A 13,081-nucleotide genomic window follows, 5' to 3' on the forward strand; every position below is an offset into this window, starting at 1 on the left:
CTGCCTGCCGGGACTGGAGGTAACGCGGTGCACGGTGAGTACAAGGTTCCCGGAGGCAAGCTCGTTGTCGTCGACCTCGACGTCGAAGCGGGGCGCCTGACGAACGTACGGGTCGCAGGCGACTTTTTCCTCGAGCCGGACGAGGCCCTCGTGCAGATGGACGCCGCCCTGGAAGGCGCCCCCGCCGACACGGACACCGCCGGGCTCACCGCCCGTATCGATGCCGCGCTGCCCCGGTCGGCCGTGCTGTTCGGCTTCACCGCCGAAAGCGTCGCCATCGCCGTACGCCGCGCCCTCGCCCAGGCCACCAACTGGAGCGACTACGACTGGCAGCTCATCCACGAAGCACCCCAGTCGCCGGCCCTCCACATGGCACTCGACGAGGTCATCGCGACGGAGGTGGCCGCCGGCCGGCGCCCGCCCACCCTCCGGGTCTGGGAATGGGACGCGCCCGCCGTCATCATCGGCAGCTTCCAGTCCCTGCGCAATGAAGTCGACCCCGACGGCATCGCCCGCCACGGCGTAACGGTCGTACGCCGGATCTCCGGTGGCGGCGCCATGTTCGCAGAACCCCGGAGCACCATCACCTACTCCCTCGCCGTCCCCGAGGCCCTGGTATCCGGCCTGTCCTTCGCCGACAGCTACGCCTACCTCGACGACTGGGTCCTCGCCGCGCTCGGCGACATGGGCATCAAGGCGTGGTACCAGCCGCTCAACGACATCGCCACCGAGGTGGGGAAGGTCGCCGGCGCCGCGCAGAAGCGCGTGGTCGGACCGGGCGGCGGCCCCGGTGCGGTCCTGCACCACGTGACCATGTCCTACGACATCGACGCCGACAAGATGCTCGACGTGCTGCGCATCGGCAAGGAAAAGCTCTCCGACAAGGGCATCAAGAGCGCCAAGAAGCGCGTCGACCCGCTGCGCCGCCAGACCGGCCTGCCCCGCGAAAGCGTCATCGAGAAAATGATCGACTCCTTCCGCTCCCGCTACGGCCTGACCCGCGGCGAGGTCACCGCCGAGGAGATGGCCCGCGCCCAGGACCTCGTCCGGACCAAGTTCGAGAACGACGAGTGGACCACGCGCATCCCGTGACAGATAGCCGGCGCCGAGGGCCTGTCGTTTGGATCAGGTCGGGCTCGCGGGGTCTGGCACGCGCATCTGCGGCGTTGTCGTCAATCAGCGACGCTCCGCGTTGCCTCAATCCTCCGCCTTGCAGCTGCACGCACCAGACCCCGCTCCCTGATCCGACCTGATCCAAACGACAGGCCCGAGGTCATCGGCGGGCCCTGCCCATCAGCAGCGCATGGACCGTCAGTGCGGCGCCGAGGCCCACCGCCCAGCCGTAGTCGGCCAGGGGCTTGAGGAACGGGATCAGGCCGTCGGCGGGGAACGGCCCCTTCCCTGGATGGGAGTACGAGCCGCCGACCGCCAGCAGCCCGCCGACGGCGAAGGCGAGGACCGCGCGCCAGTTCCAGCCGGCCGTGTACCAGTAGCGGCCGCCGGGGCGGTAGAGATCGGCGAGGTCGAGGACGGTACGGCGGACGATCCAGTAGTCGGCGATGAGCACTCCGGCGACCGTGCCGAGCAGCCCGCCGACCACTCCGAGCCAGGTGAAGATGTACAGCTCGGGTGTGGCGGTGAGCTTCCACGGCAGCATGAGCACGCCGACCACGCCGGCGATCAGCGCTCCCCTGCGGAAGGTGATGAATCGCGGCGCGAGGTTGGCCAGGTCGTACGCGGGCGAGACCACGTTGGCGGCGATGTTGACGGAGATCGTCGCGATCAGGACCGTGACCAGGGCGAAGAGCAGGCCGAAGACGTTGTCGACCTTGCCGGCCAGGGCGACCGGATCCCAGACCGGGGCGCCGTACACGGCCTGCGAGCCGGAGGTGACCAGTACGGAGAGCAGCGCGAACGCCGTCATCGTGGTGGGCAGCCCCAGCGTCTGCCCCCAGACCTGGGCCCGCTGCCCGGCCCCGAACCGGGTGAAGTCGGGGATGTTCAGCGAGAGGGTCGCCCAGAAGCCGATCATGCCCATCAGGGAGGGGAAGAAGACCGGCCAGAAGCGGTCGCCCCAGCCCAGTGCGCTCGGCTGGTCCAGCAGCGGACCGAACCCGCCCGCCTTGGCCGCCATCCATGCCAGCAGGGCGACGGCACCGACCAGGACGAAGGGCGCGGCCCAGTTCTCGAAGCGGCGCAGCGTCTCCATCCCCCGGTGGATGATGGCGAGTTCGGCGGCCCAGAAGAGGAGGAAGCAGAGCCAGAGGGTCCAGGGGTAGCCGCCGATGGCGGTGGCGTGGGCCCAGTCCCCGCCGACCATGTTGCCGAGCAGGATGTAGATGCCCTGGCCGCCGATCCAGGTCTGGATGCCGAACCAGCAGCAGGCGACGGCGGCGCGGATCAGCGCGGGGAGGTTGGCGCCGCGCAGGCCGAAGGAGGCACGGGCCAGGACGGGGAAGGGTATGCCGTACTTGGGTCCGGCATGACCGGTCAGCAGCATCGGTACGAGGACGATCACATTGGCCAGGGCGATGGTGAGGACGGCCTGCCGCCAGTCCATGCCGAGCGCGATCAGCCCCGAGGCGAGCGTCCAGGAAGGGATGTTGTGGGCCATGCCGACCCAGAGGGCGGTGAAGTTGTAGGTGGTCCAGCGGCGTTCGGCCAGCGGCACCGGGCGCAGGTCGGCGTTGAAGTAGCGGCCGTGCGGTTCGATGGCCCCGGGGGCCGGTTCGATGCGGCCGTCCGGTGCGCTGACCTGGGTGTTCGGTGACTCGGGGAGTTCCGGCGGCACGGGCGGGGAGGGCGCGGTCATACGGGGAGACCTTTCATCCGGGGCGAGCCACCGGTGACCGGGGCCGCGCCCCGCCCCGGCGCCCGGTCAGTCGGTGAACGCGGGAATGATCTGTTCTCCGTAGGCGTCGATGGTGGCTTCCTTGGCGTCGTGCATGGCGTACAGCGCGAACTGGTCCACGCCCAGTTCCTTGAGCCGGCGCAGCTTGTCGATATGCGCCTCGGCAGGGCCGAGCAGGCAGAAGCGGTCGACGATGGCGTCCGGTACGAAGGCGGTGTCCGGGTTGTCGGCGCGGCCGTGATGGGAGTAGTCGTACCCTTCGCGGGCCTTGATGTAGTCGGTGAGCTCGTCGGGGACCAGGCCGGAGTGTTCGCCGTAGCGGGTGACGAGGTCGGCGACGTGATTGCCGACCATGCCGCCGAACCAGCGGCACTGCCCACGGGCGTGGGTGAGGTCGTCGCCCACATATGCGGGCGCGGCGACGCAGATCGTGACGTCGGACGGGTCGCGTCCGGCTTCGGTCGCGGCATTGCGTACGGCCTTGATCATCCACTCGGTGAGGAAGGGGTCGGCGAGCTGGAGGATGAAGCCGTCCGCCAACTGCCCTGCCATCGCAAGGGCCTTGGGCCCGTACGCGCCCATCCACACCGGCAGCTTGCCGTTCTCGATCCAGGGGATGCGGATCCGGTGGCCGCCGCCGACGTCCGCCTCCCGTCCCTCGGCCAGATCACGGATGACGCCGATGGCCTCGCCGAGCCGGGCCAGGGTGTTGGGTGGCCTGCCGGCCACCCGCATCGCCGAGTCGCCGCGCCCGATGCCGCAGACGGTGCGGTTGCCGTACATCTCGTTGAGGGTGGCGAAGGTGGAGGCGGTGACTTCCGGGGTGCGGGTGGAGGGGTTGGTGACCATCGGGCCGACGATCAGGTGCTCGGTGTGGTCCAGGATGCGGCTGTAGATGACAAACGGTTCCTGCCACAGGACGGTTGAGTCGAAGGTCCAGCCGTAGCGGAATCCCTGGCGCTCGGCGCGGCGCATCAGGCCTACGACGGCGGAGGCGGGCGGGTCGGCCTGCAGGACAACTCCGAAGTCCACAGCGGCGCTCCTTAAATGAGGTACTGACAGGTGCCGCGCGGGATGTACTGGCCGTGGCCCGCGCGTCCGGTGAACTCGCGCCGGTCGATGACGGGTTCACCGCGGGAGAAGACCGTCTCGACCTGTCCGGTGAGCCGTTTGCCCTCGTATGCCGAGTAGTCGACGTTCATGTGGTGGGTCTCGGCGGAGACGGTCTGTTCGGCGGTGGGGTCGTAGATGACGAGGTCGGCGTCGGCGCCGGGGGCGATGGTGCCCTTCTTCGGATAGAGGCCGAACATGCGGGCCGGGGTGGCGCAGGCGATCTCGATCCAGCGGCGGCGGCTGATACGGCCTTCCACGACGCCCTGGTGGAGGAGGTCCATCCGGTTCTCCACCCCGGGCATTCCATTGGGGATCTTGGAGAAGTCGCCGCGGCCGAGCTCCTTCTGCCCCTGGAAGCAGAACGGGCAGTGGTCGGTGGAGACCACCTGGAGGTCATTGGTCCGCAGCCCGCGCCACAGCGCCGCCTGGTGCTCGCGCGGCCGCAGCGGGGTGGAGCACACGTACTTGGCGCCCTCGAAGTCCGGCTCGGCGAGGTTGTCGGTGGACAGGAAGAGATACTGCGGGCAGGTCTCGCCGAAGACATTGAGCCCCATCCGGCGGGCCTGGGAGATCTCGGCGACGGCTTCTTCGGCGGAGACGTGGACGACGTAGAGCGGTGCGCCGGCGACCCGGGCGAGCTGGATGGTGCGGTGGGTGGCCTCGGCCTCGAGGAGGACGTGCCGGACCTCGCCGTGGTAGCGCGGGTCGGTGCGGCCCTCGGCCAGCGCCTGCTCGACGAGGACGTCGATGGCGATGCCGTTCTCGGCGTGCATCATGATCAACCCGCCGTTGCCCGCGGCCCGTTGCATCGCCCGCAGGATCTGGCCGTCGTCGCTGTAGAACACACCCGGGTAGGCGGTGAACAGCTTGAACGAGGTGACGCCCTCCGCCACCAGGAGGTCCATCTCCTTGAGCGTGCTCTCGTTCACGTCCGACAGGATCATGTGGAAGGCGTAGTCGATGGCGCACTGGGCGTCGGACTTGGCGTACCAGGTGTCCAGGCCCTGGCGCAGCGCCTGGCCGCGGCTCTGGACGGCGAAGTCGACGATGGTGGTGGTGCCGCCCCAGGCGGCGGCGCGGGTGCCGGTCTCGAAGGTGTCGGAAGAGGCGGTCCCGCCGAACGGGAAGTCCATGTGGGTGTGCGCGTCGACGCCGCCCGGGATGACGTATTTGCCGGTAGCGTCGATGGTGCGGTCCGCGGACTGGCTCCAGCTCTCCGCATGGGGGCTGCCGTGCGCGGCGAGGGCGGCGATCCGGCCTTCCTCCACCAGGACATCGGCGTGCATCTCGTCGGCGGCGGTGATGACCAGTCCGCCCCGGATGACCGTACGGCTCACAATCCCTGCTCCCTCCACACCAGCAACCTCGTCGGCACCGGAAGGCGGAGCGCGATGCACCGTCTCCTCGGCATGCCCGCTCCGCTGACGCCACGCCACAACCGGTCTACACCCGTAGATTCCGGTCGAGAAGGAGACCGTAGAAGCATGTCACCCACGGTGGCAATACCGTGACCGTTAATCAGCGGGGACATTCGTGTTGCGTCGACGATCAGCTGGACGGTTGAACGCCGGGCGTGATCGGAGCCCGGCCCACCGCTTGTGGGAGACCGGCCCTGGAGGGGTGCGGGGGCGCCGCGGCGGGCAGAACGAGGACGCCGGACGGGGCCGTACGACGACTCCGGTCGCAGATCACGGATCACAGGGACACCCGACAGCAGGCACCGGACATCAGGCACAGGGCGCGCAACACAGGAGACGCAGGACGACGTCAGAAAGGCGGCACGTCATGGAGCAGAGCACGCCGTGGGAGTTCTCCGACGACCGCGGGCGCCTGGCGGTGGCCGGGAACCGACCCTTGCGGATCGTGACCTACATACAGGCGGGGGCCACGCTGTGGGACCACGGCATCCGCCCCGTGGGCATCTTCGGGTCCCAGCACGACGGCGCCGCCCCCGATCCCGCCAAGGCCGGTGAGCTGCCGCTCGGGGAGATCCCGTATCTCGGTTCGGGCGGCGCGCTGCACCCGGACGCCCTGCTGGAGGCGGAGCCGGATCTCGTCGTGGCCGTGACCTACGACGGCGAACAGGTCTACGGGCTGGAGCCGAAGACCGCGCTGGAGCTGGAGGCGCATGTCCCGGTGGCGGCCGTTGCGGTGGGGCCCGGACGCGGGCTCGCCGAGGTGCGGGAGCGGTTCGCGGCGCTGGCCGGCTCACTCGGGAAGGGTGAACCCCTCGGCAGCGCACGGGAGTTGGACGCGGCGGAGGATGTGCTGCGGCAGGCGACCGGGGGCCCGGTGCGGCCTCGCGTGCTCGCGCTGTCGCCCGGCGACCGCGAGCGGGTCCATCTGGCCCGGCCGGGCGCCTGGCCGGATCTGCGGGCGCTGGCCGAGCACGGCGTCGACCTGCTGGAGCCGGCCGCCGGATCCGGCGCGAACTGGTCGACGGTCGGCTGGGCGGAGGCCGCCGGGATGCACCCGGACATCGTGCTCTCGGACGAGCGGGTCAACGCCGCCCGGCCGTCGGAGCTGCGGGCCGACGAACACTGGCGCGCCCTGGAGGCCGGGGCGCGGCTCCTGCCGTGGAACCCGGAGGCCCCGTGCAGCCGCCGTGCGCACACCCGCTTCTTCACCCTGGTGGCCGACACCGTACGGCAGGTGGCGGCGGGGAGTTAGGGCCTGTCGTTTGGATCAGGTCGGGCCGAGCGGGGCCCGGGGAAGTGCAGCGCCCGGACCTGAAAACCCTTCAGCTGTGGCACACCGGACTCGCCCTCCACACCTGGCACGACTTCGTCACCGAGTTCGTCGTCGAGATAAAGATCTTCAAGAGCCCAGGCAACGGCTGGGTAAAGTTCTGACACAACGACACACTCCAGAAGATCACCGCAAACACCGACCCGCACAAAGCCGCGACAGTGCGCACCGATCGGGTCGCCGATAAATGGGGCGTCCACCGCTCCGGCGGCGTGCGGGGCAAGGCCCTCACATATCTCAACAGTGTGGCGGTAGGCCGGACATACGGGAGGTAGCGTCCCAAGATCACCTTCGCGCCACCCGCGAGACCCCACCGCACCATCGGTCAAGTCTGGGTAAGGAACTGTCGATATTGGGTAAAGAATTTCCCGGTTGACGTCAACGACACCCCATCTTCGCTCCATGCTCCGGCAATCGAGCATTCCAGGCGCTTATGAGCCACAGTTCCCTGCCATAAATTGGCTCGCGCCCAGCGAAATCAGAGCGCCAACGGGGGAATGACATGAGTGCCGGGTATGGCGTCCATACGGATGCGCTGACCAACTATGCCGCGAAGATCGACAAAGCGGCGGACCGGATCACCGAAATCATGCGAAGCCTGGGCACGATCCAGATCCCGGAGAACGCCTTCGGCAAACTCCCGGACGCGCACGGGCTCTACCAGGCTTACCACGAACACGCCGAAGCGGACGTCGACAACTGCAAAGACCTGGCCGACATCCTGCAGCACACCGCTGACGGTCTGCGCCAGTCCGCCCAGGCGTACGACGACAACGAGATCGTCACCGTCTCCAGCATGCAGGGGGTCCAGCTGTGAGCGATGCGATCCTCGCGGCGGGCAACAGCCACACATACGAGTGGGCCTCGCGCCCGGACCACCGCGCCTTCCCCGAGGTCCCCAAGGCCAAGACCCCCGACCGCAGCGGCATCAGCGGTTCGGTGGACGAGGCCGTGGTGTGGACGCTGGAGAAGACCGGCTGCATGGACCTGCTGGACAAGGTCACCGGTGCGCCGGAAGCCCTCAACCAGGCCGCCGAGGCCTGGCGGGCGCGCGGCCAGGACATGCGTGATGTGGCGAACGATCTGCGGTCGGGCGCCAAGGAGCTCTCCGAGCACTGGCACGGCCGGTCCTCCGACGGCTTCGGTTCCCACATGGGGCACGTCGTCAGCGCCATCGATGACACGGCCTACGACATGGCACAGACCGCGAAGATCCTGGGCCAGGCGGCCGAGGAGTGCGCGCTCGCCGAGTCGACCGTCGTCGAGCTGCTCAGCGATCTGATCCAGATGCTGGTCGCGGAGCTGGCGACCAGCTTCATCCTGGACCTGTTCACCGCCGGTCTGGCCACCGTCGTCGATGCGCTGGTCAGCGGCGCGGAGGTGAGCGCCGCCATCGCCCGGATCACGGCGATCTCCGCGAAGCTGGGCAAGGCGCTCGAACAGCTGATGAAGGCCGTCAAGGACATCAAGGAGGCCGTGCGCAGCGGCAAGTCCATCAAGGAGGTCCTGGCCGAGGCCCGCAAGATCCGGCAGGCCGCGTCGAAGGTCCGTAAGACGGCCGAGGCGCTGGGCGGCAAGGAAGGCAAGGAAGACGGGCTGAGCTTCCTGCAACGGCAGGCGATCAGCCAGCCGTACAAGCAGGGGCGGAAGCTGATCGGCAAGGCCGGCAAGGAAGCCGGCATCGAGTCGAACTGGAAGACGCCGCTCAAGGACTACGTCAAGAGCGAGACCGGACGGGATTCCTTCACCGAGGACGGCTCCGAGGCGCCCAAGCCGTACCATGTCGACCCGGCAAGCGTTGAGGGGACTTTTGGATGAGCATGTACCCGCCGGCCCCCGGTGGCACCCCGGCCGGGCAGGCCGTGGGGCTGGTGGGTCCGCCTGAGCTGCACCGCGAGGTCGCAGCTCAGCTGCACCAGGGCGAGCAGCTGAGCGCCGCCTTCCTGCTTCAGGTGGACGACCTGCTGCCGCCGAAGATTCCCAGGCGCTACCGCATCAGGAAGACCGTGAACGTCGACTGGTGGGCACCGGTGCGCTTTGTGGCGAGCCTGTTCTTCCCGTCCTCCTGGGGCTGGATCTTCGAGGGCGACGCCATCGGCACGCTCTTCCGGCGCCAGTGCAGCCGCCTCTATCGCGCGCTGCGGCGCCCGACCCACGGCGGTTCCTGGTCCGGCGGCTATGACAGCACCGCCGGCAGCCTGTTCATCGCGGTACGCAACAACACCCTGGACGGACCGCTCAGCGGCCTGAACGACGACTTCGTGCTGGCGGTCACCTCGCACCGGCTGCTGGTGCTGAGCGAGCCGTTCGGTGCGGAGTACGGCAGGCCGCACCCCGCCCAGCTGCTGGCCGAGTACCCCCGAGGCACCTTCGGCAAGCGCCGCGAGCCGCATCCGGCGCGCCAGATCTTCCGGGCCGATGTGGAGTTCAACGACGGGTCCTGGATCGCGCTGCGGCTGCCCAAGCGCGAAGAGGTCGCGCAGCTGACGTCCGTACTGGGCTGAGCACACCGCACGACAGCACGACAACGGCGGGCGGGGCAACGCAAGTTGCCCCGCCCGCCGGGCTTTCCCGCTACGTGCCCGCCAGCTGCCCCTGCGCCGCCCGCAGCGCCTCCGCGAGCAGTTCCGCCCCTTCCTCCGCCTCGGCGACGGTGAGCGTCATCGGGGGCGCGATGCGCAGCGAGGCGCCGCCCTGGCCGCCCTTGCCGATCAGCAGGCCGCGTTCCCGGGCGGCCTCGATGACCAGGGATGCGGCCTGCGGCGAGCGTTCGTCGGTGCCGGGGCGGACGAGCTCGACGCCGATCATCAGGCCGCGGCCGCGTACCTCCCGTACGACATCGAGCCCGGCCGCAACCGCCCGCAGCCGCTCGATGAGCAGACCGCCGACGCGCCGGGCGTTGCCCTGGAGGTCGTGATCGAGGAGGTAGGCGAGGTTGGCGAGACCGGCGGCCATGGTGACGGGGCTGCCGCCGAAGGTGGAAATGGAGTTCGCGGAGAGCGAGTTCATCACTTCCGCGCGGGCCACCACACCGCCGATGGACATGCCGTTGCCGATGCCCTTGGCGAAGGTGAGCATGTCCGGCGGGCCGTTGTCGGCGTGTGCCTGCCAGCCCCAGAAGTGGTCTCCCGTACGGCCCCAGCCGGTCTGCACCTCGTCGCTGATCCACAGGATGCCGTGCCGGGCGAGCACCGCGCGGAACTCCGCGTAGAGGCCGTCCGGCGGCGCGGTGAAGCCGCCGACGCCCTGCACCGGTTCGGCGATCAGCGCAGCGACGCCGCCCGCGGTCTGCTCGAGCATGTCTTCGAGGTCGGCGACGCAGGCCTCGATGTAGGCGGCGTCACTCAGCTCCGCGTACGGGCCGCGGCTGCGCACCCCGCCGTGCACATACAGCGTCTGGAGCGGCGAGAGGCTGGTCGGCGACCAGCTCTGGTTGCCGGTGATGCCGACGGCGGAGAACGACCGGCCGTGGTAGCTGTTGCGCATCGCCAGCACCTGGTTGGAGCGACGGTAGGCGGTGGCCAGCAGCAGGGCCGTGTCATTGGCCTCCGTACCGGAGGTGGTGAAGAAGACCCGGGCGTCGGGGATGCCGGAGAGCGCGACGATCCGCTCCGCCAGCTCGACCATGGGGCGGGAGAGGTAGAGCGTCGAGGTGTGGAGGATCCGGCCGGCCTGCTCGCCGACCGCCTTGGTCACCTCGGGCAGGGCGTGGGCCGTCATGGTGGTGAGAATGCCGCCGAAGAAGTCGAGGTAGCGGTTGCCCTCGGCGTCCCAGACGTGGCGGCCCTCGCCGTGGGTGATCTCGAGCGGCCGCTCGTAGTAGAGGCTCAGCCAGGACGGCATGACGCTCTGGTGGCGGGCGTGCAGGCTCGCGGAATCGTGGGTCACGGCTGCACCAGCCCGCCGTACGCGTCGGGGCGGCGGTCGCGGTAGAAGGCCCACTGCTGCCGGACCTCGTCGATCAGCCCGAAGTCGAGGTCACGGATGAGGAGTTCCTCCTTGGAGTCGCTGGCGACCTCGCCGACGAACCTGCCGCGCGGGTCGACGAAGTAGCTGGTGCCGTAGAAGTCGTTGTCGCCGTACTCCTCCACGCCGACCCGGTTGATCGCCGCGATGAAGTACTCGTTGGCGACGGCCGCCGCGGGCTGCTCCAGCTGCCAGAGGTAGGCGGACAGTCCGCGGGAGGTGGCGGAGGGGTTGTAGACGAGCTGGGCGCCGTTGAGGCCCAACTGGCGCCAGCCTTCGGGGAAATGGCGGTCGTAGCAGATATAGACGCCGACCTTACCGACGGCGGTGTCGAACACCGGCCAGCCCGCGTTCCCCGGCTTGAAGTAGTACTTCTCCCAGAAGCCCTTGACCTGCGGGATGTGGTGTTTGCGGTAGGTGCCCAGGACCGTGCCGTCGGCGTCGATGACGGCCGCGGTGTTGTAGTAGAACCCGGACTGCTCGATCTCGAAGACCGGGACGACGATGACCATGCCGGTCTCGCGGGCCAGGGCCTGCATCCGCCGTACGGTCGGACCGTCGGGCACCGGCTCGGCCCAGCGGTAGTGCTCCGGCTCCTGCACCTGGCAGAAGTACGGGGCGTTGAAGACCTCCTGGAAGCCGATGACCTTCGCGCCCTGCGCGGCCGCCGCTCTGGCGTGTTCCTCGTGCTTCGCGATCATCGATTCGGTGTCGCCGGTCCAGGTCGCCTGGACCAGTGCGGCACGCACAACATCGGCCATGAGCTGCTCCTTTGTCGATGCGTCAGCCTGCAGCCCACGCGGGTCTACGCGTGTGGAGGTGACCGTAAGCCCCGTCACGCACGGTGGCAAGACCATCTCTCAGCGCGGCGCGTCCGGGGCGCGATTCACAGATGGGCGGCGCGCAGGGCATGGGCGACGTCGGCGTGCCGGTGCGGCGAGACCTGCTCGGCCGCGGCCAGCAGCAACGGTCCCAGCGCACCCGGCGCCACGGCGGCCGCCGCAGCCGCTTCCTCCGGCGTACGGACCCGTACGAACGCGGCCAGCAGCTCCAGCGCCTGCGCGGTCCGGTCCCGGTCGAGCAGGGCCAGCGCGGCCTGCGCCACCTCCGCCACGGGGCGGGCCACGCCCTGCCGCAGCAGGTGGGCGCTGTCCGCCGTACGGTCCGCGGCGGCCAGCGCATCGGCGGCCGCGGCGAGCCCGGCGGGCGGCAGACAGGCCGCTTCCCAGAGCAGGGTGGGGACGTCGGAGGCGAGCCCGGCGCGCTCCAACTCCTCGATGAGGAGGGGGAGTTCCACGGCAGGGCGGTTGGCGGCGGCGCAGAGTTCGGCGTGGGCGAGGCCGCCGTTGGCGGTGGCGCGGAGCCGGGCCAGTCGGGAGACGGCGGTGGCGGCGGCCTCGCGGGCCTCGGCGGTGGCGGCGGCCGCGGGGCCGGTACGGCCGCCCGCCTGCTCGTCGGCACCCCTCGGCTCCTGGCCGTACGCCCCGGCGAAGCGGGCGCCGCGGGGGGCGGGCCCCGGGGCGGGGGCACTCTCGTCCGCCTGCGGCTCCGGCCGCCCCTCCGCCGCCGTCCACCCCTCCGCCGCCGTCCGCCCCTCCGGCTCCGGCTGTTCCTCTGGCTCCGGCTGCTCCTCCAGCCCGGCGAACCGGGCGCCGCGGGGGCGAGCGGGGCGCTTGCCCTTGGCCCGCTTCGTGCGCCCGTCGCCGGTGGCCCGCTTCGCACCCCTGTCGCCGGTGGCCCGCTGCCTGCCCTCGGCCTCTCTCAGGGCCTCCAGGCGGGACCGGAGCTCGCCGGTCCGGGCACCCGCGCGGAGGTGGTCGTCCTGCGCCCAGGCCAGCTCGTCGGCCAGCCGGTCCGCCTCCGGGGAGCCGGCCGCCGCCCATGCGGCGGCCTGGAGTTCGCGGGCACGCAGCGCCGCGTGCCGCTGCTCGCGCAACATGACCTCCAGGCGCTCCTGGAGTGCGGGGCGGCCGCCGGGCTGTGCGTCATAGCCGGCCACCGCCTGCGCGTGCAACCGCCGGGCACGCGCCTTCGCCATGGTGGCGGCCTGCTCACCGGGCAGCCCCGCAAGGTCGTAGAGCAGCGACTCGACCACATCCCACGGCGGCACGTCCCGCCCTTCCAGGCAGGCCCGCAGCCCCTCGGGGTCGCGCCGCGCAAACACCGCGTACCACCCGGCCGCAGGATCGAGCCGCTGCGCAAGACCGGCCAAGAAGGACGCGAACTCCTCTACTGCATCGTGGAGTTGAGCTCCCGACATGGGCTGAGTCTCTCCCCCCTAGGCGGACTTCTCCCACTCGCCCGCATTCGACACGTTGGATGTTTCGGCAAGGACGACGGCGCGCTACGGACGGTTTACAGAACGCGCACACAACAGGTAAACTTGCAAGTTTGTCTGTTGAT

The 13,081-nt window shown here is 70.1% G+C and carries 11 protein-coding genes; 5 read left to right on the forward strand and 6 right to left on the reverse strand.

Annotated features, from left to right (window positions below; genetic code table 11):
* Positions 1-27: 27 nt before the first annotated feature.
* Positions 28-1,092, forward strand: coding sequence for a lipoate--protein ligase family protein (locus ACZ4S3_RS31295; RefSeq protein WP_467940196.1), 1,065 nt, complete (start codon positions 28-30; stop codon positions 1,090-1,092).
* A gap of 181 nt (positions 1,093-1,273) precedes the next feature.
* Here ACZ4S3_RS31295 and ACZ4S3_RS31300 read toward each other — a convergent pair whose 3' ends face one another.
* The 3 genes from ACZ4S3_RS31300 to hydA all read right to left on the reverse strand — a co-directional run bounded on the left by ACZ4S3_RS31300 (position 1,274) and on the right by hydA (position 5,301).
* Positions 1,274-2,812, reverse strand: coding sequence for an NCS1 family nucleobase:cation symporter-1 (locus ACZ4S3_RS31300; protein ID WP_467940201.1), 1,539 nt, complete (start codon positions 2,810-2,812; stop codon positions 1,274-1,276).
* Between the two features lie 66 nt (positions 2,813-2,878).
* The gene (locus tag ACZ4S3_RS31305) at positions 2,879-3,883 is read right to left on the reverse strand and encodes a TIGR03842 family LLM class F420-dependent oxidoreductase (RefSeq protein ID WP_467940205.1); all 1,005 of its coding nucleotides are present in this window, start codon (positions 3,881-3,883) and stop codon (positions 2,879-2,881) included.
* Between the two features lie 11 nt (positions 3,884-3,894).
* Positions 3,895-5,301 carry a dihydropyrimidinase gene (gene hydA / locus ACZ4S3_RS31310; RefSeq protein ID WP_467940207.1) on the reverse strand — a complete coding sequence of 469 codons (1,407 nt, stop codon included), beginning with the start codon at positions 5,299-5,301 and terminating at the stop codon, positions 3,895-3,897.
* Positions 5,302-5,749: 448 nt separating this feature from the next.
* On the opposite strand from hydA, the gene ACZ4S3_RS31315 reads away from it, so the two are divergent.
* The 4 genes from ACZ4S3_RS31315 (at position 5,750) to ACZ4S3_RS31330 (ending at position 9,216) form a co-directional block, all read left to right on the forward strand.
* A complete protein-coding gene (locus tag ACZ4S3_RS31315) occupies positions 5,750-6,634 on the forward strand; it encodes a substrate-binding domain-containing protein (RefSeq protein ID WP_467940209.1) in 885 nt (294 codons plus the stop codon).
* Positions 6,635-7,214: 580 nt separating this feature from the next.
* On the forward strand, positions 7,215-7,529 hold the full coding sequence (locus tag ACZ4S3_RS31320; RefSeq protein WP_467940212.1) for a hypothetical protein: 315 nt from the start codon (positions 7,215-7,217) through the stop codon (positions 7,527-7,529).
* A complete protein-coding gene (locus ACZ4S3_RS31325; protein WP_467940216.1) occupies positions 7,526-8,530 on the forward strand; it encodes a WXG100 family type VII secretion target in 1,005 nt (334 codons plus the stop codon). The genes ACZ4S3_RS31320 and ACZ4S3_RS31325 overlap by 4 nt, the downstream gene beginning before the upstream one ends.
* The gene (locus ACZ4S3_RS31330; protein ID WP_467940220.1) at positions 8,527-9,216 is read left to right on the forward strand and encodes a hypothetical protein; all 690 of its coding nucleotides are present in this window, start codon (positions 8,527-8,529) and stop codon (positions 9,214-9,216) included. The genes ACZ4S3_RS31325 and ACZ4S3_RS31330 overlap by 4 nt, the downstream gene beginning before the upstream one ends.
* A 70-nt stretch (positions 9,217-9,286) precedes the next feature.
* Here ACZ4S3_RS31330 and ACZ4S3_RS31335 read toward each other — a convergent pair whose 3' ends face one another.
* The 3 genes from ACZ4S3_RS31335 to ACZ4S3_RS31345 form a co-directional block, all read right to left on the reverse strand.
* Positions 9,287-10,555, reverse strand: coding sequence for an aspartate aminotransferase family protein (locus ACZ4S3_RS31335; RefSeq protein WP_467940439.1), 1,269 nt, complete (start codon positions 10,553-10,555; stop codon positions 9,287-9,289).
* Positions 10,556-10,596: 41 nt separating this feature from the next.
* Positions 10,597-11,439 (reverse strand): nitrilase-related carbon-nitrogen hydrolase, encoded by an 843-nt coding sequence (locus tag ACZ4S3_RS31340; protein WP_467940224.1) that lies wholly within the window; start codon positions 11,437-11,439, stop codon positions 10,597-10,599.
* Between the two features lie 125 nt (positions 11,440-11,564).
* On the reverse strand, positions 11,565-12,938 hold the full coding sequence (locus ACZ4S3_RS31345) for a hypothetical protein (protein WP_467940227.1): 1,374 nt from the start codon (positions 12,936-12,938) through the stop codon (positions 11,565-11,567).
* Between the last annotated feature and the right edge of the window lie 143 nt (positions 12,939-13,081).

The organism is Streptomyces sp. NPDC028368 (genome assembly GCF_055565615.1).